The organism is Anaerobutyricum hallii, assembly GCF_900209925.1.
Classification (GTDB): Bacteria; Bacillota; Clostridia; order Lachnospirales; family Lachnospiraceae; genus Anaerobutyricum; species Anaerobutyricum soehngenii.
Window position 1 is genome coordinate 2,917,985 of record NZ_LT907978.1, and the last position, 24,011, is coordinate 2,941,995.

Annotated in this window: 31 protein-coding genes; all 31 read right to left on the reverse strand. The window is 37.1% G+C overall.

The annotated features are described in order from the left end of the window. Positions 1-255: 255 nt before the first annotated feature. Positions 256-1,029 carry a hypothetical protein gene (locus EHLA_RS13230; RefSeq protein ID WP_123864865.1) on the reverse strand — a complete coding sequence of 258 codons (774 nt, stop codon included), beginning with the start codon at positions 1,027-1,029 and terminating at the stop codon, positions 256-258. 440 nt (positions 1,030-1,469) lie between these two features. Then, positions 1,470-1,835, reverse strand: coding sequence for a DUF1667 domain-containing protein (locus EHLA_RS13235; RefSeq protein ID WP_005347562.1), 366 nt, complete (start codon positions 1,833-1,835; stop codon positions 1,470-1,472). Positions 1,836-1,839: 4 nt separating this feature from the next. Continuing rightward, positions 1,840-3,114 carry an NAD(P)/FAD-dependent oxidoreductase gene (locus tag EHLA_RS13240; RefSeq protein ID WP_005347560.1) on the reverse strand — a complete coding sequence of 425 codons (1,275 nt, stop codon included), beginning with the start codon at positions 3,112-3,114 and terminating at the stop codon, positions 1,840-1,842. Between the two features lie 33 nt (positions 3,115-3,147). Then, positions 3,148-4,590, reverse strand: coding sequence for an NAD(P)/FAD-dependent oxidoreductase (locus tag EHLA_RS13245; RefSeq protein WP_096241122.1), 1,443 nt, complete (start codon positions 4,588-4,590; stop codon positions 3,148-3,150). 852 nt (positions 4,591-5,442) lie between these two features. Further along, the gene (locus EHLA_RS13250; protein WP_096241123.1) at positions 5,443-8,277 is read right to left on the reverse strand and encodes a YfhO family protein; all 2,835 of its coding nucleotides are present in this window, start codon (positions 8,275-8,277) and stop codon (positions 5,443-5,445) included. Positions 8,278-8,458: 181 nt separating this feature from the next. Then, a complete protein-coding gene (gene secY, locus EHLA_RS13255) occupies positions 8,459-9,772 on the reverse strand; it encodes a preprotein translocase subunit SecY (protein ID WP_096241124.1) in 1,314 nt (437 codons plus the stop codon). Continuing rightward, positions 9,772-10,215, reverse strand: coding sequence for a 50S ribosomal protein L15 (rplO, locus tag EHLA_RS13260; protein ID WP_005347555.1), 444 nt, complete (start codon positions 10,213-10,215; stop codon positions 9,772-9,774). The genes secY and rplO overlap by 1 nt, the downstream gene beginning before the upstream one ends. 24 nt (positions 10,216-10,239) lie before the next feature. Then, positions 10,240-10,422 (reverse strand): 50S ribosomal protein L30, encoded by a 183-nt coding sequence (rpmD, locus tag EHLA_RS13265; protein WP_005347554.1) that lies wholly within the window; start codon positions 10,420-10,422, stop codon positions 10,240-10,242. Between the two features lie 15 nt (positions 10,423-10,437). Then, on the reverse strand, positions 10,438-10,941 hold the full coding sequence (gene rpsE, locus EHLA_RS13270) for a 30S ribosomal protein S5 (RefSeq protein ID WP_021907837.1): 504 nt from the start codon (positions 10,939-10,941) through the stop codon (positions 10,438-10,440). Between the two features lie 16 nt (positions 10,942-10,957). Continuing rightward, positions 10,958-11,326: a 50S ribosomal protein L18 gene (gene rplR, locus EHLA_RS13275; protein ID WP_005347549.1), complete on the reverse strand. Its 369-nt coding sequence runs from the start codon at positions 11,324-11,326 to the stop codon at positions 10,958-10,960. Between the two features lie 16 nt (positions 11,327-11,342). Further along, the gene (gene rplF / locus EHLA_RS13280) at positions 11,343-11,885 is read right to left on the reverse strand and encodes a 50S ribosomal protein L6 (RefSeq protein ID WP_096241125.1); all 543 of its coding nucleotides are present in this window, start codon (positions 11,883-11,885) and stop codon (positions 11,343-11,345) included. Between the two features lie 99 nt (positions 11,886-11,984). Next, entirely contained in the window at positions 11,985-12,386 is a 402-nt protein-coding gene (gene rpsH, locus EHLA_RS13285) for a 30S ribosomal protein S8 (RefSeq protein WP_096241126.1), read from the reverse strand. A 26-nt stretch (positions 12,387-12,412) separates the two neighbouring features. Beyond that, positions 12,413-12,598, reverse strand: coding sequence for a type Z 30S ribosomal protein S14 (locus EHLA_RS13290; RefSeq protein WP_021907835.1), 186 nt, complete (start codon positions 12,596-12,598; stop codon positions 12,413-12,415). 15 nt (positions 12,599-12,613) lie between these two features. Beyond that, positions 12,614-13,153: a 50S ribosomal protein L5 gene (gene rplE, locus EHLA_RS13295; RefSeq protein WP_021907834.1), complete on the reverse strand. Its 540-nt coding sequence runs from the start codon at positions 13,151-13,153 to the stop codon at positions 12,614-12,616. A gap of 24 nt (positions 13,154-13,177) precedes the next feature. Further along, a complete protein-coding gene (gene rplX, locus EHLA_RS13300; protein ID WP_005347539.1) occupies positions 13,178-13,486 on the reverse strand; it encodes a 50S ribosomal protein L24 in 309 nt (102 codons plus the stop codon). Between the two features lie 13 nt (positions 13,487-13,499). Then, complete coding sequence (rplN, locus tag EHLA_RS13305) at positions 13,500-13,868, reverse strand: 50S ribosomal protein L14 (RefSeq protein ID WP_005347537.1); 369 nt, start codon at positions 13,866-13,868, stop codon at positions 13,500-13,502. A gap of 22 nt (positions 13,869-13,890) precedes the next feature. Continuing rightward, positions 13,891-14,094 carry a 30S ribosomal protein S17 gene (gene rpsQ / locus EHLA_RS13310; protein ID WP_154580640.1) on the reverse strand — a complete coding sequence of 68 codons (204 nt, stop codon included), beginning with the start codon at positions 14,092-14,094 and terminating at the stop codon, positions 13,891-13,893. Positions 14,095-14,165: 71 nt separating this feature from the next. Continuing rightward, complete coding sequence (rpmC, locus tag EHLA_RS13315) at positions 14,166-14,372, reverse strand: 50S ribosomal protein L29 (RefSeq protein WP_021907833.1); 207 nt, start codon at positions 14,370-14,372, stop codon at positions 14,166-14,168. Continuing rightward, the gene (rplP, locus tag EHLA_RS13320; protein ID WP_021907832.1) at positions 14,359-14,799 is read right to left on the reverse strand and encodes a 50S ribosomal protein L16; all 441 of its coding nucleotides are present in this window, start codon (positions 14,797-14,799) and stop codon (positions 14,359-14,361) included. Before rplP ends, rpmC begins: the two co-directional genes overlap by 14 nt. Beyond that, on the reverse strand, positions 14,799-15,461 hold the full coding sequence (rpsC, locus tag EHLA_RS13325; protein WP_021907831.1) for a 30S ribosomal protein S3: 663 nt from the start codon (positions 15,459-15,461) through the stop codon (positions 14,799-14,801). Before rpsC ends, rplP begins: the two co-directional genes overlap by 1 nt. 11 nt (positions 15,462-15,472) lie before the next feature. After that, entirely contained in the window at positions 15,473-15,859 is a 387-nt protein-coding gene (gene rplV, locus EHLA_RS13330; protein ID WP_021907830.1) for a 50S ribosomal protein L22, read from the reverse strand. A 27-nt stretch (positions 15,860-15,886) separates the two neighbouring features. Then, positions 15,887-16,168, reverse strand: coding sequence for a 30S ribosomal protein S19 (gene rpsS / locus EHLA_RS13335; RefSeq protein ID WP_005347529.1), 282 nt, complete (start codon positions 16,166-16,168; stop codon positions 15,887-15,889). Between the two features lie 15 nt (positions 16,169-16,183). After that, positions 16,184-17,026, reverse strand: coding sequence for a 50S ribosomal protein L2 (gene rplB / locus EHLA_RS13340; protein ID WP_021907829.1), 843 nt, complete (start codon positions 17,024-17,026; stop codon positions 16,184-16,186). A 74-nt stretch (positions 17,027-17,100) separates the two neighbouring features. Next, on the reverse strand, positions 17,101-17,400 hold the full coding sequence (rplW, locus tag EHLA_RS13345; protein ID WP_096241127.1) for a 50S ribosomal protein L23: 300 nt from the start codon (positions 17,398-17,400) through the stop codon (positions 17,101-17,103). Beyond that, positions 17,400-18,020, reverse strand: coding sequence for a 50S ribosomal protein L4 (gene rplD, locus EHLA_RS13350; protein ID WP_021907828.1), 621 nt, complete (start codon positions 18,018-18,020; stop codon positions 17,400-17,402). Before rplD ends, rplW begins: the two co-directional genes overlap by 1 nt. Positions 18,021-18,045: 25 nt before the next feature. Next, positions 18,046-18,675, reverse strand: coding sequence for a 50S ribosomal protein L3 (rplC, locus tag EHLA_RS13355; RefSeq protein WP_096241128.1), 630 nt, complete (start codon positions 18,673-18,675; stop codon positions 18,046-18,048). A 134-nt stretch (positions 18,676-18,809) separates the two neighbouring features. Then, positions 18,810-19,127, reverse strand: coding sequence for a 30S ribosomal protein S10 (rpsJ, locus tag EHLA_RS13360; RefSeq protein ID WP_005347514.1), 318 nt, complete (start codon positions 19,125-19,127; stop codon positions 18,810-18,812). 429 nt (positions 19,128-19,556) lie between these two features. After that, positions 19,557-20,756, reverse strand: coding sequence for an FAD:protein FMN transferase (locus EHLA_RS13365; protein WP_157908601.1), 1,200 nt, complete (start codon positions 20,754-20,756; stop codon positions 19,557-19,559). 27 nt (positions 20,757-20,783) lie between these two features. Beyond that, positions 20,784-21,377, reverse strand: a complete 594-nt coding sequence (gene yfcE / locus EHLA_RS13370; protein WP_096241129.1) for a phosphodiesterase — start codon at positions 21,375-21,377, stop codon at positions 20,784-20,786. Positions 21,378-22,175: 798 nt separating this feature from the next. Further along, positions 22,176-23,465, reverse strand: a complete 1,290-nt coding sequence (locus EHLA_RS13375; RefSeq protein WP_096241130.1) for a TRAP transporter large permease — start codon at positions 23,463-23,465, stop codon at positions 22,176-22,178. After that, positions 23,466-24,008: a TRAP transporter small permease gene (locus EHLA_RS13380; RefSeq protein ID WP_021907823.1), complete on the reverse strand. Its 543-nt coding sequence runs from the start codon at positions 24,006-24,008 to the stop codon at positions 23,466-23,468. Positions 24,009-24,011: the final 3 nt, after the last annotated feature.

Sequence of the window (24,011 nt, forward strand, 5' to 3'; positions counted from 1 at the left end):
AAGAAAAATTTTGACTTATGCAACAAAGGAGACGCCTCCAGAAAGAGAAATAAGCTATATTTGTGACTTTCGTCGCTGCAGGTTGAATGTTCGCTTAACCACTCACATCCAACCTTTGCTCCCAGGCCACAAATATAGCTTATTTCTCTTTCTGGAGGCTGTTCTTTGGCTACTGAAGTAAAAACAGATTTCCTATTCTTCCTGCTCCCATTTCCAAATCCCCCAATAAATTTGTAAAATAGGAACAAGCAGAAGTTATTTCACATTCTTTGTAAAACTGATTTCTGGATTCTTTAAATAAGTATAATAACCAGTATGTCTTCTGTATAATGTCCCATCCAAATATCCCATATTTTTAATAACTTTACCGTTCATTTTTACAATGGATGTTGCCCATTTATTTTCAGGATTCTTTTTCCAGTTATGATTGTTATAATATTGATATCTGTATAAGTTTCCATTTTTAACACAAATTCGGATAGAGAAATCTGAACCGCCGTTTGTAAGGTAATTCTGTCCATCTTTTTTTGAAAGTAAAAGCCATCTGCCTCCATCTTTAAATGTATCCATCTTTACTACTTTGCCATTTTTATAATAATAAATCTGGCATCCTGTGTAATGTCTTCCCGTTTTATCGTTTCCTGCTCCTTGTGTTCCTCTTAAAAGTACAGGGGCATTATTGTCCCCAATATTTACGATGGCATAATATTTTTTATTACTTACATTTTTCCTTAAATATTTTTTATATGCCTTTATCATAGTTGATGATGTTACTTTTCTAGATTCTATTGTTGGGATTGCTTTTGAGGTATTTGTTTTTACTTTCTGATTTACTTTCTTAACCTGTTTTTGCTGGGCGACAGCAGCCTGCACATTTCCTGCTGGAACAGACAAACCAATTGGTATTGTTGCGGCAAACAAAAAAGCTGTTGCCATTACAGAGCTTTTGATTTTACTCTTTACTGCCTGTACATCTCCCCGCTTACTTTCTAAAACCTTGTTTGTAAAATTTCTTTCTGTCTTTCTCATTTTACTCATCCTTTCTAAGATAATCTTTATTGAAGCCATCACTGTTTCTACCTATATATACGAGATAAAATGAGAATCCCACATTTTTTAACATGAAATACTATAGAATTAACACGTAAATTATTATCATAACACGATAATCTATGACTGTTGCTTTTCCACTAATAGTTCCAGTATCAATCCCTCAAAACTTCAACTCTCCGTAAAGTCGCAACCGTCTAAAGCCATCCTCAATCTCTCCAAAAATAAATTCTGACTTTCCTCCAACAGCCAAAGACAGCACCCTAAAAAAGAAGAGAACCTATATTTGTGGCCTTAGAGTGAGGATTGAATATGAGCCTTTAAGCGAATATTCAACCCGCAGTGATAGAGTCACAAATATAGGTTCTCTTCTTTTTTAGGATGCGTCTCCTTTGCCTGCGGCAATCAGAAGTTTATTTCTAAACCGCCTGGATATTCTTTGTTGCGATTACATCAACACCTGTTCCTGCTACGTTCGGAACGATGACATCACCAATCTTAACTGGTGCTTTTACTACGACTGGTTTGATCTCATCAAGAATATCAAAGATCTTTCCTTTTGGAATAACGTCTTTTGTCTTTACGGATACAGCGGCAAGGTTTCCACCTTCTACCTTAACGATTGATGTAACTACACGTGTTGGGTTTGTTACTTCTTCTCTTGCATATTTATCTCCACGAGGACAAGTATTACCTTTTACATCTGTTACTTCGCCGTTTTCCATTGTAACTGTAATCTGGCATCCAAGAGGACATCCAATACATGTTAAGTCTCTTTTTTCCATGATACTACTCCTCCTCAATCTTTACAGTGATGGTCTCAAGACCTTCGTATGCTTCGAGATCTTTCTTCTTTAAGATAACCTGTTCCATCTCGCCCGGAGCCATAACCTGTTTTCTACGATGCTGTACTCTTTCATCATTTAAGTATACGCTGATATAGCTGTTCTTAAATACGCCGCCTACACGGAAACGTACTGTCAGAAGGTCTGCCATGTTATCTACATGGATCGTGCTTGGTACTGTGTAACGAACACCATCGATTGCTTTGATCTCTACTACTTTATCAGATTTCTGTGCATCTTTGCCACAGTTGTTCTTTACATAAAGAGCTGCATTCTTACCTGCTGTTGCTGCTTCTTCTGAAACGTAATCAACAAGGTCATGTACATGTAATACGTTACCACAGGCAAATACACCGTCGATGTTTGTCTCAAGGCTTTCGTCTACTAATGGACCATTTGTCACAGGGTTCATTGCTACGTCTGCCTGTTTTGATAATTCGTTCTCAGGAATAAGACCACAGGAAAGAAGAAGTGTATCACAATCGTAATGTACTTCTGTTCCAGGGATTGGTTTTCTGTCTGGACCAACTTCTGCGATCACTACGCCCGTCAGTCTGTCTTTTCCTTCGATATCGATTACGGTATGGCTTAATAACAGTGGAATGTCATAATCATCAAGACACTGTACGATATTTCTCTTTAAGCCGCCAGAGTAAGGCATAACTTCTGCTACGACCTTAACTTCTGCACCTTCAAATGTCATACGTCTTGCCATGATCAGTCCGATATCACCAGAACCTAAGATCACAACCTTTTTACCTGGCATAAAACCTTCCATGTTAACAAGTCTCTGTGCGGTACCTGCAGAGTAGATACCTGCTGGACGATATCCAGGAATGTTCAGGGCTCCACGAGGACGTTCACGACATCCCATCGCTAAGATCACTGCCTTTGCCTGATACATAACGATACCTTCTTCGCGGTTCATTACGGTTACTACTTTATCTTTAGAAATATCACATACCATTGTATGTAACTTATACTCGATATTTAACTCAGCTGCCTGATCGATAAAACGAGCTGCATATTCCGGACCTGTTAATTCTTCTTTAAATGTATGAAGACCAAATCCATTATGGATACACTGATTTAAAATACCACCAAGCTGATTATCTCTTTCAATAACTAAAATACTGTCGATGCCCTCTTTTTTAGCAGCGATTGCAGCAGCTAAACCAGCAGGACCTCCACCTACGATTACGACATCATAAGATTTCATAGTATTATTCCTCACTTTCTTTCAACACTGATCCTAGTCTTCTTTAATCTTTCCTACTAACAGATTGGAACCTTCACCCTTCTTAGTGATTTCTGTCATTGGAATACCAAGCTCTCTTGAAAGAATTTCCATTGTTCTAGGAGTACAGAAACCTGCCTGGCAACGACCCATACCTGCACGAGTTCTACGTTTTACACCATCCATAGTTCTTGCACCAAGTGGACGATTGATTGCATCCATGATCTCGCCTTCAGTAATCATCTCACAACGACATACAATACTGCCGTATTCCGGTTTTTCTTTGATTAAAGCATTCTTTTCTTCTAAAGTAAGGTCTTCCATATGGATAACATCTTTACGTTTTGCGATGAAGTTATCTTTTTCTGGGAAATGATATTTATCCTGAATCTGTCCGGCAATTCTTTCAGCGATTGCAGGGGAACTTGTAAGTCCCGGAGACTCGATTCCTAATGCATCAAAGAATCCCGGTGCATCTTTAGCTTCTTCAATAATAAATTCATGTTCTGGTAAGTGAGCACGAAGTCCTGCAAAAGAAGTGATAATCTTATTCATAGGAAGTTTTGTTCTTGTAAGGTAGCTGTGCTGTGCTTTGTAAGCTAAATCATCTAGAATATCCTGAGTAGTTTCTACATCATCTTTACCTTCTACATCTGTTGCAGATGGTCCTACGAACATATTTCCATGAATTGTAGGAGCACAGAGAATACCTTTACCCATCTTACCTGGAAGTGGGAATACAGTTGCTGAGAAGTAATCTCCTAATTCTTTATCAAGAAGAAGGTACTCTCCTCTACGAGCAATGATATGTTTCTTATCTTCACTTACCATGTTATGAAGAGTATCTGCATATACACCTGCTGCATTAACGACGATCTTTGTCTCAAATGTTCCCTTATTTGTTACTACTTCGTAATGATCATCTTTCTTAATGATGTTCTCAACTGCATGTTCAAACTTGAATTCACATCCGTTCATTGCAGCGTTCTCACCCATAGCAATCGCAAGTCCCCATGGACAAATAATACCACCTGTTGGAACATAAAGAGCAGCTACTGTGTTATCTGTTAAATTCGGCTCCATCTTAAGAGCTTCTTCTTTATCAATGATACGGCATCCAGGAACACCATTCTCTTTTGCCTGCTCTAAAAGAACATCTAACTTACCTCTTTCTTCCGGTACAGTACAGACAATAAGGGAACCGTTCTTTTTAATCGGGTAATCCAAATCCTCTGCTAATTCATAAAGAAGCTCGTTACCTCTTACGTTCATCTCTGCCATAAGAGTTCCTGGTTTACAGTCATAACCACCATGAACAATACCACTGTTTGCTTTGGATGTTCCAGATGCTACGTCATCACCCTTATCGATTACGCACATATTTACCTGATACTTGGACAACTCTCTTGCAGTACAAGTACCAGTAACACCGGCACCAATTACAATAATGTCATACATATCTTCTTATACCTCCATTTGTTTTGGCCGCATGACAATAAGCTACGCATTCCCTTTCTGCTTATCTATGCAATAAAATATATCGGAAAATAAATAAATTCACCAGTCAATTGCTCATAAAAAAATACATTCCGATAAAACTACACAAATATAATCACTTTTGCCACCCGTTTCTATATGTATATATTACAACATTTTCTTTGTTCTGTAAATTATACACTTTTACAAATGTGCTTAATATTTTGTATTTTTCCAAAGTGTTTGGGAAAATTCCCGATACTAAGACAAGAAATCACTCTTACTATTTGATTCATTAGGGAAACAGACGAAAATAAAAATATTAGCCCATAGCCAATGTAAAGATATCACTGCGCAGAAAATGCCTGTTCGGCATTTTTACTTGCTCTCACATTACATTGGCTATGGACTAATATTTTTATTTTCTGCTTGTTGACTCCAGAAGGAATGAATGCAATAGTCTTTGGGAGAGAGATGGGGAAGGGGACAGAAGGTCGTAGCTTATTCCGATGCTATTTCCACTATGCTGAACCTTCTTTCAAGTTTCACTGATGATAAGATGATACTGAAACCTATCACTGTACATAATGATTTTATTATTATATTGTCGCAATATATCCTTTTTCAAAACGTATGTCATACGTTATATGATGCACACCTCGTAGCAAGAATGCCAAGGTGTTTCCGAGCAAGCAAGAGTCTCCTGACCTCTCCCCCCTCTCCCTCCCAAAGACTATTAGCATTCATTCCTTCTGGAGCCAAAACACAGAAAAAAGAAATAATACCATATCCCAGATGCGGCTTCGGAGCGTGTTTAAGATGCGGATGAGCATCTTAAACACAGCGACTACAGAGCAGATGGGATATGGTATTATTTCTTTTTTCGTCTGTTCCCCCTAATGAATCAAATAGTAACTTTATTATGATACAAAGTATCAGCCCTGCAAGGGATATCGCAATTCCTGGTTTTAATCCTGGGGTACAGTATTTTAAAATAACACTATGATTGCCTTCTGAAAGTGGTAACGCCATATACATTGTATTAGCCTGGAGTAGCTCCTGTTCTTTTCCATCTACAGTAGCTTTCCAGCCTTTCGAGTATGGAACAGCTAAACAAAGAATCTTGTCTTTCTTCAAGTTAATATCTCCCTGAATCGTATTTGTGCCCATTTTTATATTTTTTAGCACATTTTCTTTTAATGCGGAAATTTGTTGGGAATACTGATCCATAGGCTGAGCATATACTTTTAAATCTTCAATTTTATAATTGCCTTTTTGTGGAAACTTTAAAGTTATCGTCTGTTTTCCTTTTTTATAATAAGAGAGATTTATGAGAAAATGATTTCGACCTGCATAATATATATTTCCTGGCTGAAAATAAAAGAATTGTTTTTTGTTCTTCTCTCCTGTCGAATTTTGTACAATAACAGTATATCTTGAACCTATACTATCGTCATCCGCAACTCTATTCGCTTTCGGACCAGATATATCGCCTATGAACAAACTGACTTCACTATTCGTTATCGCTTTACTGGTTTCTAAAACAATGCTCGCGTTATCACTTTTTACTTTAAAAATATTTGCTTTTTTGTCCACATTATTATGTTGTATAATCTTATAAGGAATTTCTGAATACGTTTGCTTTATATCTGTTTTAGAACATACATTGCCGGAATGCTTTTTTAAACCTGCTCTGGAATAACCTTTTTGCTCTTTTTCTAATAATACTCCTTGTAACAATGCATTTTGTCTCTCCATTTCGTTCATATGTTCGTAATCAGTTCTGGTATAATAACTGTCATATGTATATCCCAATGGAAGGGCATATTCATTTTTAAATACTGTACATTTCTTTATTTTATTTGTCATTTTAATGTTATAATTCGCTATTTTTTTGTAGCCAAAAGGAACACTATATTTACCATCCTTTTCTGTCTTTGTTACATAATATTTTGTAGTAGACAAAGCATTTAAAGCTGTTCTTCCATCTAAATTCTTATAATTGTAAGCTCCTTTATTGGTTAATCCTGTCTCTTCAAAAAGCTGTGATGGTAACTTACCGGTAAGACTCCAGTAAAAATTAGTAGAATGTAAGTTACTTTGTAAGGTAGAATTTCTCTCTATCAATTCTGCTTTTGCATCATAACGAAAGAAGTCTTTATCACCTACCGTTGCTTTTTCTATCGCTTTATCCGCAGAACTTTTTAAATCCTTTCTTGCCTTTTCCATTTCCACAAATTCTGTATTTGCTAAATCTGTATTATGAAATACTTTTTTTACATTTAACTGCACAGTTATAATAGCCAGAATAACCATAGAAATCTGCATAATATATGAAAATTCTCTGTGTTTTTTTAATCTATTTTTTAATAAAATATTACCTATTGCCAATATAATTAATCCAACACAAAGTAAATAGATATATTCACGCATTTCTCCTTCAAAATCTGCGCTGAAATTATAAAAATTATATATACAGATAACTACTGAAACAAAACAAGTTCCAATAAAACTTTTCCAGCTCATATAAGACAATTCATCCCACATAACTACAACAATATAACTTAACAATAAAACATAACTGAACATCCATCGATTTGATGGATAGGCAAATCCATTAAAAATCTTTCCAGTAATTGGTGTGAACAGAAATATTGTTAATATTATAAAATTAATTTTAAGTTCTGCATTTTCCTTTCGTTTCATGAATAATAAACAAATGCTAAACAATAGGATACCGCATATGCCTAACATCGTATGATGCATTCCCTGCGTTCCTGTTATAAATACTTCAGGTAACTTTTTGTAAAATTCTTCTTCATATAATAGTTGGAATCTTTGCCCTGAACCATCTCGGCTATTTTCCATAAATAAACTGATTACAGGAAGCAATATACATGCACCCATCATTACACCGACAATCGCACCAATTATCATGCAGCCAAACTTTTTTAATAAGAGTCTGATATTTCTTACTCCATATATGCTAAATAAACGAATAAAAAGATAAATTGCTGCATTCAACGCAATCATATACATAAAATAAAAATTACTTATTGTACATATAAATACCATTAAAATAAAAAATATCGGGGATTTTTCTTCCAAAATTCTTTCTATACCAATTAATAATAACGGAAAATAAATCAGTGGATTTATAAAGAAAGGATGATGAAATCCCATAACTAATATATACATTGAAAAAGCATATAATAATGCTCCTGTAATTACCGCTATCCTATTATTTTGTTTTCTGTAAAAGCAATAGACTGAAAAGGATAATCCAGCAAGATACACACGGAACAATATCATGATATCATAAAAATGAACCATATATCTGTCTGGAACAAATACAGATAATAAACAAAGCGGATCTCCTATTACATAATAATGCAGCGTTGTAATAATATCACTTCCGTATCCAATAGAGAAACTCCATAATGAAATCTCCAACTTATGCTTAAAAAGAATATTTTTTACTATTTGTTGTAACCAATCTGAATAAAATTGTAACGCATGAATATGCTGCGTCCGTCCATCTACATTCCATACAAAAGATAACTTTGCCTTCCAAAATCCATAAAAAAACAGTATACTCAACACCGCAAATAATATCGTATACATTACAAAATATGAGTTATAATGCTTTCTGATATCGCTTTTATTCATCTATTTTCCTCACTTATCTGTATTATATTCACATAGTCTTATTTATTATATACGAATCTCCAAATAAAAAAAAGCCCCTATTGCCAACAAACAGAAGTCTGTTTCTGTTTTCCAAATAAAAAACCTGTGTTGTTTAATCATAGATTAAACAACACAGGTTTTAAATATAAAAATACAAATATTATTCTGTTAAAAATCCGGTATACTGACGTACTAATGTCTGGGATTCAATCTGTTTCATTGTCTCTAATACTACACCAGCGATAATGATGATAGATGTTCCTCCAAAGGAGACATTCGCGCCGAAGAATCCGTTAAAGAAAATCGGAATTACTGCAACGATACAAAGACCAATCGCACCGATAAAAATAATATAAGTTAAAATTGAATTTAAATAATCAACGGTTGCTTTACCAGGACGTACACCTGGAATATAACCACCCTGTTTCTTCATATTATTAGATATTTCTAAAGGATTAAAAGTAATCGATGTATAGAAATATGCAAATACTACGTTAAGAAGCAGGTAAATGATTAAACCAATTGACCAGTTCCAATGATCTGGATTACACCAGTTAGACTGATTTAACGCATTGAAAATAAATCCTGCAGTGCCCTTTGGATTAGCTCCAACGAGCTGCTTGATTACCAGTGGGAACTGTAACAGGGAAGATGAAAAGATAATTGGCATTACGTTTGCTGTATTTACTTTTACAGGTAATGTTGATCCTAATCCTCCAAGCTGGCTTCCACCCTGGATTTTTCTTGAATACTGCACAGGAATTCTTCTCTCTGCATCATTTAAAACAATTGTAAAAATAATTGTTCCAAGAATAACAAGGAAAATGATTACTCCGGCAATAATTACATTGCTAATCTGTTTACCTTCCATAAATTTCTGGTACAGATTAAATAAATCACTTGGCATACGGGAAACAATGTTACAAAGAAGGATAATGGAAATACCATTTCCTACACCTTTATCTGTAATCTGTTCACCGAGCCACATAACAAAGACGGAACCTGCTGTTAAACAGACAATCATCTCTATTACGATCAGCGGACCATAGTTTGACAAAAGTCCCTGTTTTCCAAAGCCAATTGCCAAACCAGCACTTTCAAGAACGGAAAGTGCAAGCGTAACAAATCTTGTAATATTGTTAATCTTTTTACGTCCATCCTCGCCATCACGATACAGCTCTTCCAATGCCGGAATGGCAATGGTAAGAAGCTGAATGATGATGGATGCTGTGATGTATGGTGTTACGTTTAACGCGAACAGTGACATAGATTCAAATGATCCGCCAGTAAAGGAATTCAAAAGGTTGAAAGAATCTCCTAACAATGAGTTTAAATACTGGCTGATTGTATCAGTGTCAATTCCCGGTATTGGAAGCTGACTGCCCAATCGGCAGATAACTAAAACTACTAATGTAAATAGGAGTCTCTTTCTAATATCCTTCACTTTCAGAGCATTTCTGAGAGTTTCGAACATTAAATCACCTCAGCTTTTCCGCCAGCAGCTTCAATCTTAGCTACAGCACTCTTAGAGAATGCGTTAACCTGAACTGTAAGCTTCTTGCTTAATTCTCCGTTTCCAAGAATTTTAACACCATCAAAGGTATTTTTTACTAAACCACTTTCAATTAAAGTGTCGATTGTTACAACGCTATCTGCTTCGAATCTTTCAAGTTCGGAAACATTGATTGCGATGATTTTCTTTGAGTTGATGCAAGTGAAGCCTCTCTTAGGAAGTCTTCTGTATAAAGGCATCTGTCCACCTTCAAAACCTACACGAACTTTTCCGCCAGAACGAGATTTCTGACCTTTCTGTCCTCTGCCTGCAGTCTTTCCGTTTCCTGAACCATGTCCACGACCTACACGGAAAGCATCGCTGTGTTTGGAACCTGCAGCAGGATGTAAATTAGATAAATTCATTTACGGGTACCTCCTTATCTGCAATTAAATTTCTTCAACTTTTACCAAGTGTCTAACATGCCAAATCATTCCGCGTACAGCATCGTTGTCAGGCATTTCAACTGTTTTGTTGACTTTTTTAAGTCCTAATGCTTCTACAGTTGCTCTCTGTTTAGGAATAGCACCGATAGGAGACTTAACTAATGTGATTTTTAATTTATCTGCCATCTTTCTTTCCTCCTTTTACAGTTCGTCAACTGATTTGCCACGAAGTCTTGCAACTTCTTCTGGAGTCTTGATTTCTTTAAGACCAGCGATTGTAGCAAGTACTACGTTCTGTTTGTTGTTAGATCCTAATGCTTTGGAACGGATATTCTTATATCCTGCAAGTTCAAGAACCGCACGAGAAGGACCTCCGGCGATGATACCGGTACCTTCTGGAGATGCTTTTAATAAAACTTCTGCACTTCCAAATTTTCCAATGAAATCATGTGGGATGGAACCTACTTCATTTACAGGAACCTTAACCAGTTTCTTCATAGCGTCTTCTTTTCCCTTACGGATAGCTTCAGGAATTTCAATCGCTTTACCTAAACCAGCTCCAACATGACCGTTTTTATCACCAACTACTACTAAAGCAGCGAAACGCATATTACGTCCACCTTTTACTACCTTAGTAACACGTTTGATTGATACTACTGTTTCTTCTAATTCTAATTGACTAGCATCAATTAATTCGCGCTTCATGTTATATCCTCCTTGTTTAGAAATTAAGACCAGCTTCACGGGCTGCATCTGCCAGTGCCTGAATCTTACCCTGGTAAATGAAACCTCCTCTGTCGAAGACAACTGTTGTGATACCTTTTTCAATTGCTCTCTTAGCAATTACTGTTCCTAAATGAGCTGCTGCTGCAACGTCATTAGTTTTTTCAAGCTCTGCCTTAACTTCTTTCTGTACTGTAGAAGCTGAAACAAGAGTTTTTCCAACGGTATCATCAATAATCTGAGCATACATATGATTGTTGCTTCTGAATACGGCTAAACGTGGAGTAGAAGCAGTTCCGCTGATGCGGTTACGAAGTCTTCTATGTTTTTTAGCACGAACTTCACTTCTTGATTTTTTATTAATCATTCTTACTTCCTCCTAATTATTTCTTACCTGTCTTGCCGACTTTACGTCTGATTACTTCATCAGCATACTTGATACCTTTTCCCTTGTAAGGTTCTGGTTTTCTCTTTTCTCTGATTTCAGCTGCGTACTGTCCAACTTTCTGTTTGTCGATTCCCTTGATAGTAATCTTGTTCTGTCCTTCTAATACAGACTCAAGACCTTCTGGGTCTTCCATTTCTACAGGATGAGAATATCCAAGAGAAAGAATAAGTTTCTTGCCCTGTTTCTGAGCTCTGTAACCAACACCGTTGATTTCAAGAACTTTTTCGTATCCCTTTGTAACACCTGTTACCATATTTGCAACCAGAGTTCTTGTAAGACCATGTAAAGATTTCATTTTCTTTAAATCGTTAGGTCTTGTAACAACTACCTGATTATTTTCAACTTTAATGTCCATCTCTACAGGAAGACTCTCTGTGAGTGTTCCTTTAGGACCCTTTACAGTCACAACGTTGTTCTCTGCAACAGTAATTTCAACACCTGCAGGAATTTCAACTGGTAATCTACCAATTCGTGACATATCGCACCTCCTTAAATTGTCGGAAAAGACTGCGTCTTTTCTGTTTTCAGTAGTATAAAATATCTATAATATCAGATGTAAAGTAGCTCTGTTGAAGAACTACCATACAAATGCTAATACCTCTCCACCTACGTTCATAGAACGAGCTTCTTTGTCTGTAACAACACCTTTATTTGTGGAAATAATTGCTACGCCTAAACCACCAAGTACTCTTGGCATGTTCTCAACGTCTGCGTATACTCGAAGTCCTGGTTTAGAGATTCTCTTTAATCCAGAAATAATTCTTTCATTCTTATCAGCACCGTATTTTAATGCGATACGGATTGTTTTGAATGCACCATCCTCGATGATGTCATAACTTTTGATGTATCCTTCTTTTAAAAGGATATCAGCGATGGAAATTTTCATTTTAGATGCAGGAACATCTACTGTATCGTGTTTTGCAGTATTTGCATTACGAATTCTAGTAAGCATATCTGCAATTGGATCGCTCATTGTCATTATTAGCTGCCTCCTTCCTAATATTTCTACCAGCTTGCTTTTTTAACTCCAGGAATCTGACCTTTATATGCTAATTCACGGAAGCAGATTCTGCAGATTCCGTATTTTCTTAAATAAGCATGTGGGCGGCCACAAATTTTGCAACGAGAATATTCTCTAGATGAGAATTTCTGATTACGCTGCTGTTTAACTTTCATTGCTTTCTTAGCCATTAGAAATCCTCCTAACTATTTTGCGTACGGCATTCCAAATAAAGTAAGTAATTCACGAGCTTCTTCATCAGTATGAGCTGTTGTAACGAAGATAACATCCATACCTCTAACTTTGTCTACCTGATCGTACTCGATTTCAGGGAAGATTAACTGCTCTTTAATACCAAGAGCGTAGTTTCCTCTTCCGTCAAATGCGTTAGGGTTAACACCTCTAAAGTCACGTACACGTGGTAAAGCGAGGTTAATAAGACGATCAGCGAATTCGTACATCTTGTCGCCTCTTAAAGTTACTTTACATCCGATAGGCATTCCTTCTCTTAACTTGAAGTTAGCAACGGATTTCTTTGCTTTACAAACTACAGCTTTCTGACCTGTGATCTTTTCCATATCACCGATTGCAGAATCTAATAATTTATGATTTTCTTTTGCATCACCAACACCCATGTTTACAACGATCTTAACGAGCTTTGGAATCTGCATTTCATTTTTATAGCCAAATTTTTTCATCATAGCAGCCTTAATCTGGCTGTCATACTGTTCTTTCAGTCTACTCAACTTCGGTCAGCCTCCTCTCTTGAATTAGTCGATTACTTCGCCAGTTGATTTTGCGAAACGTACTTTCTTTCCATCTACAAATTTGAAACCAACTCTTGTAGGCTGTCCATTGTGGAGCAGCATAACGTTAGATACGTCGATTGCTGCTTCTTCCTGAACAATACCACCAGCCTGATTCTGCATGCTTGGTTTTGTATGTTTTGTAGCCATGTTGATGCCTTCTACAACAACTTTATGATTCTTAGCGTCAACGGAAAGAACTTTTCCTTCTTTATCAATATCTTTACCGGCAATAACTTTTACCATGTCATTTCTTTTAATTTTCTGAGCCACAGTAGTTACCTCCTTATAATACTTCCGGTGCTAAGGAAACAATCTTCATGAATTTCTTCTCACGAAGTTCTCTAGCAACTGGTCCAAAAATACGGGTTCCTCTTGGATTCAGGTCATCTTTGATGATAACTGCAGCATTTTCGTCAAATTTGATGTAAGAACCATCTTTACGACGAGCGCCTTTTTTGGTACGTACAACTACGGCTTTTACTACGTCACCTTTTTTTACAACACCGCCTGGTGTTGCATCTTTAACTGTAGCAACGATAGTATCACCGATATTAGCATATCTTCTTGTTGAGCCACCCATAACACGGATACAAAGAAGTTCTTTTGCTCCAGTATTATCAGCAACTTTAAGTCTAGATTCCTGTTGGATCATACTATATCTCCTTCCGTGCTAACTATTTAGCCTTCTCAACGATTTCAACAAGTCTCCATCTTTTATCTTTAGATAAAGGTCTTGTTTCCATTACTTTTACTCTGTCACCAATTCTACACTCATTGTTTTCGTCATGAGCTTTTAATTTATAAGTTCTTTTTACGATCTTGTTATATAAAGGATGTTTTACGTTGTCTGTTACGCTTACAACGATTGTTTTATCCATTTTATCGCTTGTTACGAGACCTACACGAGTTTTTCTAAGGTTTCTTTCCACAACAAATTCCTCCTTCCCGATTACTCAGCACTATTCTGTTCAGCAATGATTCCCTGGATTCTGGCAATATTTCTTCTGACTTCTTTAATTCTGCTGGTGTTATCTAACTGATTTGTTGCGTTCTGGAATCTCAAATTAAATAATTCCTTTTTAGCAGCTACTAATTCTTCATTAAGTTCTGCGATGGATTTTGCTCTTAAATCTTCTACATACTTAGTTGTTTTCACTGTTATCACCGCCTTCTAAATCTGCACGAGATACGATTTTACATTTTACTGGCAATTTATGCATTGCAAGACGTAAAGCTTCTCTCGCTGTTTCTTCAGGTACTCCAGCAACTTCGAACATTACACGACCTGGTTTAACTACTGCTACCCAATATTCCAGTGAACCTTTACCAGAACCCATACGAGTTTCTGCAGGCTTTGCTGTAACCGGTTTATCTGGGAAAATTTTAATCCAAACTTTACCACCACGCTTCATATAACGAGTCATGGCTACACGGGCTGCTTCGATCTGGTTGGATTTAATCCAACATGGATCACAAGCTACCAGTCCGAAATCACCATAAGTGATAGTTGTTCCTCTTGTAGCTTTTCCAGCCATGGAACCACGGAACTGTTTACGACGTTTTACTCTTTTAGGCATTAACATTATTTATCGCTCCCTTCCTTAGTTTCCTTTGTAGGAAGTACTTCACCATGGTATACCCAAACTTTTACACCAACTTTTCCGTAAGTTGTGTTAGCTTCAGCGAAACCATAATCAATATTTGCTCTAAGTGTCTGCAGTGGAATTGTTCCCTCGCTGTAGAACTCTGTACGGGCCATATCTGCTCCACCTAAACGTCCGGAACAAGATGTCTTAATACCTAATGCACCGTTTCTCATAGTTCTCTGCATACAGGATTTCATTGCACGACGGAAGGAAATACGATTCTCTAACTGCTGTGCGATGTTCTCAGCTACTAACTGAGCATCTTTATCTACATCAAATCTCTTAACTTCTTTGATTTCGATGATGAGTTTCTTTCCTGTAAGCTTTTCAAGCTCTTTCTTTAACTCATCGATTGCAGAACCGCCACGTCCAATAACGATACCCGGTTTTGCTGTATGAATAATGATCTTTACACGATCGGAAGCACGTTCGATTTCTGTTCTAGAAATTCCTGCGCTGTATAAACGTTTTTTAATATATTTTCTGATTTTATCATCTTCAACAAGATTATCTGCGAAATCTTTTTCTGCATACCATCTTGAATCCCAATCCTTGATGATTCCGACTCTTAAACCATGAGGATTAACTTTCTGTCCCATTGTAAACCTCCTTATCTTTCATCCAGAACAACAGTAATATGGCACTGTCTCTTTTCGATTCTGTAAGCACGGCCCTGTGCTCTAGGCTGTATTCTCTTCATTGTAGGTCCTTTATCTGCGTAACACTCTGCTACATAAAGGTTCTCTCTATTCATGCCATTATTGTTCTCTGCGTTTGCAATGGCAGATTTTAATAACTTTCCAATGATTTCTGAAGCGTATCTTGGATTATATTCTAAAATTCCTAAAGCTGTTTCAACATCTTTACCTCTGATGGCATCAAGTACGAAACATGCTTTTGTTACAGAACATCTAGCGTAAGAAAGCTTAGCAGATGGTCTGGTATCTTTATTTGCATTTCTCTCTCTTTTAATCTGGGATCTATGTCCTTTTGCCATGGATGAACCCTCCTTTCAGGCTGTTATCTATCTAACTTTACTCTTCTTTTCGTCTTTTCCATGTCCTCTGTATGTTCTGGTTGCAACGAATTCTCCTAATTTATGTCCAACCATATCTTCTGTAACATATACAGGTACATGTCTTCTTCCATCATGAACTGCGAAGGTATGACCTACGAAGGATGGGAAGATAGTAGAACGGCGGGACCATGTTTTAATAACACTCTTGTCGCCGGACTGATTCATCGCATCTACTTTTTTTAATAAACTTGCATCAGCAAATGGTCCTTTTTTTAATGAACGAGCCATGAGTTACCTCCTTAATTATTTAACGTTCTTTCCGTCTCTTGTTCTTACAATCAATTTGTTAGACTGCTTGTTTTTCTTTCTGGTCTTTAAGCCGAGTGCCGGTTTACCCCATGGAGTACATGGACCTGGACGACCGATACTAGCTTTACCTTCTCCACCACCATGTGGATGGTCGTTAGGGTTCATAACAGAACCACGAACTGTAGGACGGATTCCCATGTGACGTTTACGTCCTGCTTTACCAATGTTGATCAGGTCATGTTCAATGTTTCCAACCTGGCCGATTGTAGCACGACAGTTCAGAGGAACCATTCTCATTTCTCCGGATGGAAGTCTTAATGTTGCATATTTTCCTTCCTTAGCCATAAGCTGTGCGGAGTTACCAGCGGAACGAACTAACTGAGCTCCTTTTCCAGGATGCATCTCGATGTTGTGAATTTCTGTACCAACTGGGATGTTCTCAAGTGGAAGGCAGTTTCCAACATGAATTTCAGCGTCTGGACCGTTCATGATTGTTGTGCCAACCTCTAATTTATTAGGTGCAATAATGTAGGACTTCTGTCCATCTACGTAACAGATTAAAGCAATGTTTGCTGTTCTGTTTGGATCGTACTCGATAGCAACAACTTTTGCTGGAATACCATCTTTATTTCTCTTGAAATCGATTAATCTATATTTCTTCTTAGCACCGCCGCCACGATGTCTAACTGTGATTTTACCCTGGTTGTTACGGCCGGAATTCTTCTTTAAAGAATAAGTGAGAGATTTCTCAGGACTTTTCTTTGTGATCTCTGAAAAATCAGATCCGGTCATATGTCTTCTGGAAGGTGTATATGGGTTATAAGTTTTGATTCCCATTACTTTCACTCCTTTCGTTTCCGAATATTTGATATCACGCTTTTATGCGTATAATTTCCTGTTATCTTTAAATCTTACAGACCTTCAAAAATCTGAATATCTGCGCTATCCTGTGTTAACTGAACAATGGCTTTTTTCTTGGCAGCAGTTCTTCCGTAAACCATGCCTCTTCTTTTCTTTTTACCTTTTAAGTTCATTGTGTTAACTTTAGCAACTTTAGCACCCTCGAACATTCTCTCAACTGCTTCTTTAACCTGAGTCTTAGTTGCATCTGGATTTACGTAAAATGTGTATTTCTTTTCGCCCATAGCAGTCATACTTTTTTCAGTAACGACTGGCTTTAAGATGACGTCATAATATTTTAAATCTGCCATTATGCGTATACCTCCTCGATTGCTGCAACTGCCTCGCTTGTAACAACAACTGTATCGTATTTAAGAATATCGTATACGTTGATGTTGTTTAATGCAGTAGTTGCTACTTTAGGTAAGTTGTTAGCTGACTTAACCACAACATCGTCTTTTTCTTTTGTTACGATTAAAGCCTTCTCAACTTTGAGATTATCTAAAACTGCTTTGATCTGTTTTGTTTTAATCTCAGCTAATTTTAACTCATCTAATACGATGAATTTGCTCTCATTAACTTTAGATGTTAAAACAGATTTCATTGCGAGCTGTTTTTCTTTCTTATTCATCTTTACGGAATAATCTCTTGGTGTTGGAGCAAATACAACTCCGCCGCCTGTCCACTGTGGAGCACGGATAGATCCCTGTCTTGCATGACCTGTTCCTTTCTGTCTCCATGGTTTTCTTCCGCCGCCTCTTACTTCAGAACGTGTTTTAGCTTTCTGAGTACCCTGGCGTTTATTTGCAAGCTGTGCTACAACAGCCTGATGTACTAAATGTTCATTCACAGGCACTGCAAAGATAGAATCGCTTAATTCGATTGTACCAACCTGAGCACCTTCCATATTATAAACAGATACTGATGCCATTTGTAAGTCCTCCTTCCTTAAGCGCCTACGCTTTAACTGCTGCTTTTAATGTTACTAAAGACTTCTTAGGTCCTGGAACGGATCCTTTTACTAAAATAACATTATTTTCTGCATCTATTTTAACTACTTCAAGATTCTGGATAGTGATCTGTACATGTCCCATCTGTCCAGGCATCTTCTTGCCTTTCATTACCTTGGATGGGTCAGATGCCATACCGTTTGATCCTGCATGACGATGGTATTTAGAACCATGTGTCTTAGGACCCGTATGCTGTCCATGTCTCTTGATAGCTCCCTGAAAACCTTTACCTTTTGAAATAGCAGTTGCATCAACTTTATCACCAGCTTCAAAAATATCAACTGTGATTTTCTGACCTAATTCGTAATTCTCTGCATCGTCTAATTTAAATTCTTTGACGAATCTCTTAACAGATACTCCTGCTTTTTCGAAATGTCCTTTCATTGGCTTTGTGGATAACTTTTCTCTCATATCCTGGAAGCCAACCTGTACGGCACTGTAGCCGTCATTCTCAACTGTTTTAACCTGTGTTACTTCACAAGGTCCAGCCTGTAATACTGTAACCGGAATTAATTCACCATCTTCTGCGAAGATCTGAGTCATACCGATCTTTGTTGCTAAAATAGCCTTCTTCATTTCGTCTTCCTCCTAATTTTCTACAGCGGATTGCTTCAAACATCTGATGCAATCATTCTAGTCTACAGCGGATTACCCTCTCAAAATGTCTTACGTTACCGTCTGGATAATCATACTAGCTATAGGACATAAAATTATTTCTGTTTCATCTTGATGTCGATGTAAACACCTGCTGGCATTTCGAGTCTTGATAATGCATCAACTGTCTTCTGTGTTGGTGTAATGATATCAATTAATCTCTTATGTGTTCTCTGCTCGAACTGCTCTCTGGAATCTTTGTATTTGTGAACCGCTCTAAGAATTGTAACTACCTCTTTCTTAGTTGGCATCGGTACTGGACCGCTCACCTTAGATCCTGTTTTCTTTACAGTTTCGATAATGCTCTTTGCGGATGCATCGATTAACTGATGATCATACGCCTTCAACGTGATTCTCATAATTTGACTTGCCATAAAAAAAGTCGCCTCCTTTTCGCACTTAATCTAGTACGACAAGCGGTGACTGTACACTCCTCCGTGTGTATCATCTAAGATATCACACTGCGTCTCTACGCTGAATTTGTAGATTGTAATTATTGTACAGTGACTTGTCGCCAGTTTCTAAACTTGACATTCGCTCCACGGAAAACCTGCAATGGATTTTTCCATCACAGCAACCTCTCGCTTCATCGCTATCATGTCACACAACGCTTTTTATTATACACGATTTTCCCGAGAAATCAAGTACTTTTTTAAAAAACTTTTGAAGTTATATCAAGAAGTTTTTTGTGCAGATTGACGAAAGAATTATTTTTATCATAGAGACAAAACTTCATGATATGCGGGAATCATGAAGTTTCGTTCTAAATACCCTGGGGACAATCCCATCTGTTTTGATTTTCTCTATTGTTTATATTCTTCATTCAGTATTGTAAATTTATCTTTGAGTCCTTTGGTGACGGTGACTTTTTTATTCTGGTCGATGAAGATGCCTTCGGCTCCGTAGGTTTCTAAAAGTTTTTGGCCTTTTTCTTTGCCGAGGACAAAACAGGCTGTAGATAGACCATCGGAGAGCAAGCCGCTATCGCTTACGATTGTTACGGAAATCAATCCGCTGTCTGCCGGATATCCAGTTGACGGATCAAGGATGTGATGATATCTTTTTCCATCCTGCATAAAATACTTTTCGTAATCTCCTGATGTGGAGACGTTGGTTGTGCCGGAGAGGGACAGGACGCCCATCGCTTCCCCATCTTGTCCTCTTGGGTTTTGTACGGCAACGTTCCAATCGCTTCCATCTGCTTTACTTCCATATAAAAGGATGCTGCCTCCGACAGCGATAACTGCTCCACTTACTTCTTTTTGCTTTTTTAAATAATCCTGCACTACATCACAGGCAATCCCTTTTCCTACCGCTCCAAGATCAAGAGTGCATTTATCCCCTATATATATAGAAGAAACACTTTCATTTGTATTGGTATTTTGGCTTGTATCTTCGGATGTTTCTTTATTTTTAGCTGTATTATCTTTTATATCTTTATCTACGTTCTTTTTCGTATTTGCTGTATTCTGAGATTCTACTTTCTCCAGATGTATCTTAGTATACCCCGTATCTTCTAAAGTATTCTTTATTTCCTGTTTTGACGGAACTTTCGGGTTGTCCCCTTCTATGTTCCATAATCTTGTAAGTCTGCCGATTGTCGGGTCAAATGCTCCGTTACTTCGCTTTGCAAGTTCTAAAGAATCCTCTACCCATGAAGTCATATCAGAATCCAGTTTTGTCTTTATCCCTTTTTGTGCATCTGCATTAATCTTTGAAACAACGCTGTGATCCTCCCTCCAGGAAAGCTGATCTTTTTCAAGTTTATCAAGTTCTTCCTTTATATCTTGGGTAACATCTTTTGTTCCGTATATTTTTTCACTTAATACGGTACTCATGACGAAGTCAGTTTTGCTATATTCCTGAGGCGAGGAAGTTTCTATAGAAGCATCTGCTGTTGTTTGTTCGAATGCCGGTTTCATATTTCCCTTATCAGAAGAACAGGCTGTCATAGATAAGAGGAGGCAACCTGCCATAATAATAGATAAAATTTGTTTTTTCATATTAGATGTCCCATTCCTCATCTTCTACTATCTATACTCCTCTCTGCAATACCCTCTTTCCGGCTTACTTCCTTTAAAATTAAGGTATGTCTCACCGTCTAATGTCTTCCACCAGAACGCTTCATTCTCCAGTATCATATAACTGTGTTCCGAATTTTCCTTAGGAATAGATACAGAGCCTGGATTCATGTAAGTATAACTTTCATGTACTCTGCATACTGGAACGTGGGTATGCCCATGCAATAATATCAAACCCTCCTGTGTCTTTTCAAACATCGGCGGCAGCTTCTTTTCATTAAAATGATGACCATGAGTTGCAAAGATATTCAAATCTCCTTCTGTAATCATCGCATAGTCTGCCATAATCGGGAAATCTAATACCATCTGGTCTACTTCCGCATCACAGTTTCCACGAACACAAAGAATCTTTTCTTTTATATTATTAAGCATCTCTATTACTTTTTTTGGTGCATATCCTTCTGGCAGGTCATTTCGTGGTCCATGATAGAGAATGTCCCCTAACAAAAGTAATTTATCTGCCTGTTCTCTTTTAAATGCCTTAAGCATCTTCTCGCAGTAAAATGCGGAACCATGTATATCTGATGCAATCATCCACTTCATTGTATTTTTCTCCCTGTCTTTTCTATCTGATTTTGTATATCTGATTTTGCGAGGAAATCAAAATTCCAACTGTACTTTTTTGTATTATATACTCGATTTCATAACAGGTAAAGTCCTTTGCATTAAATAATAAGTTAGTCCAGGCAAAGCTGACGCTCCCCAAGAAAGAAGATATCCTATATTTGTGACTCTATCACTGCGGGTTGAATGTTCGCTAAAAAGCTCACATTCAATCCTCGCTCTAAGGCCACAAATATAGGATATCTTCTTTCTTGGGGAGCTGGCATTGGCTGAAGGCAAAATTACTATTTAATCCCGGAGAAATTTGTTTTATTCCAAGTAAATATTACTGCGTCCACCGTATATTTTTTGTCAGATTACTCAAAAAATGAAAGTGATCATTCTCCATTTGCGAAACTATACAAATGAACCAGCGCAGATAAGTGATTTATTAGATATGGAACTAGATGAGATATAGGAAATCATTGAGAATGAGTAAGCCATTCCAATCTAAAAAAAGAAACCGACATAACGCCGGCTTCTAAAGAGAGGAAAGTATGAAAAAATCTATCAAAAATCTGTTGTTGTTTTTGATGGTTTTATCATACTGTAGATTTGTGAACAGCTTGTGAGCAAAGAATGAAGATAATCTGACAAAACAGAAATCACTGACGTTTTTCTGTAAGAAATAAGAAATGAGTCAGTAGTATTAAAAGTAGACCGTTAGGTTTGGCAATCATATAGAAGTGAGTGTCAAATCTAACGGAACTTTTTCCACAATTTAACAACAAGAAGTTCTTAATAAACTAAGTTTACCAACCCAGTAGATAATGCTGGTATAAACGCAATACCTAACATTAAAATAAGTAACATAATATAAAACGGCATCGATTCCTTAATAAAAGCCTTGATATCACATTTCGTCACTCCGCAAGTTACAAAGATAAGTGTTCCCATCGGTGGTGTTACCCCTCCGACTGCCATAACGAAGATAAATAACATAGCAAAATGAATTTCATTGATACCGTATGCCTGTGCTACCGGTGCTAATAACGGAACTAATACGATCATTGCCGCATTTCCTTCTATAAACATACCGACAACAAGCAAGAATAAAATAACAATAATAAGAAAGACATATTTATTTGAGATATTAGATGTAATAACTTCTGTTAACTGCTGAGGAATTCTTTCTTTGGTTAATACCCATGCAAAAGCGGATGCACCACCAACAATCATCATAATGGAGGCTGTCGTTGCTACGCTTTCTTTTAAACCGTCTACTACATCTGACATTTTAAGTTCTTTATAAATGATTCCTAAAATTAATGCATAAACAATGGCTACTGTACCAGCTTCCGTTGGTGTAACAATTCCAATACGGATACCTCCAATGATTAAGATTGGTAAGCATAGCGGAAGGATTGCCTGTTTGACTGCGGATTTTACTTCTTCTGGTTCCTGTTTTTCTTTGGTTGCTGGCTGGTAGCCACGTTTCTTAGAGATAAAATGTACCATGATCATCAAACTGATACATAATAAAACACCGATTCCAATTCCTGCGACAAATAACTTTCCGATAGATACGTTGGCGATGGAACCATATAAAATCATTCCAATTCCCGGTGGAATCAACGGTGTAATCATCGCGGACGTTGCTGTTAATACAGAAGAAAATTCTTTGGAGTATCCTTTTTCTTCCATTTCTGGAACAAGGATTTTTGCTTCCATCGCTGCATCAGCGAGGTTACTTCCAGAAAGACCACCCATTAATGTGGATAATAAAACATTTACCTGTCCAAGACCGCCAGTCATTCGTTTCGTCACTACGTTACAGAAATTCATAATTCGTTTCGTTACACCGGAAGAGTTCATAAAGATTCCCGCACAGATGAAAAACGGAATTGCCAGTAATGGAATGCTCTGGATTCCACCGCCGATTCTCTGTGCGATGATTGCCGGAGAAGAACTTGTCTGAAATAAAAAGTATGTAAGAGCCGCTGCAAATACAGAAATATATACAGGTACTCTGAAAAATAGACACAACAGTAAAATAACACATGCAATTAAAACGATATATGTCTGCATTTACACTTCCTCCTTTATGTTCTTATTTGTATTTTTATTTATGTTTTTATCCATTTTCTCATTTGTATTCTTATCTAAATCTTTTAATTCCTGCTTTGTATTAATCCAGTACTGAATCATCATCAAAATACAGCTTACCGGAATTGGAATATATAAGACTCCGCAAGGGATGGAAAGAATACTGGTACTGATTGAATATTGAAACATTATTTTTATATAGTCTATTGAATAAAAGCAGACAAACGCTAATACAACCGTTACTACAACTGCTATAATCATCAGCAAAACTTTTTTCCCTTTATTTGGAAACATATCATAGATCATGTCTATTGCCACATGGCTGTTCGTTTCAAATGCATATCTGCCTCCACAAAATACAATCCATATGATTAAGGCAAGCTGTACTTCTTCTAACCAGGAAAATGGTGTTCCAAGTACATAACGGAAAACAACTCCTATAAATGTGATGCATATGAGTACGATCAATGCAACAACCGATATCATCGTATCAATTTGTTTAAATATATTATTCTTCTCTTTCATAAC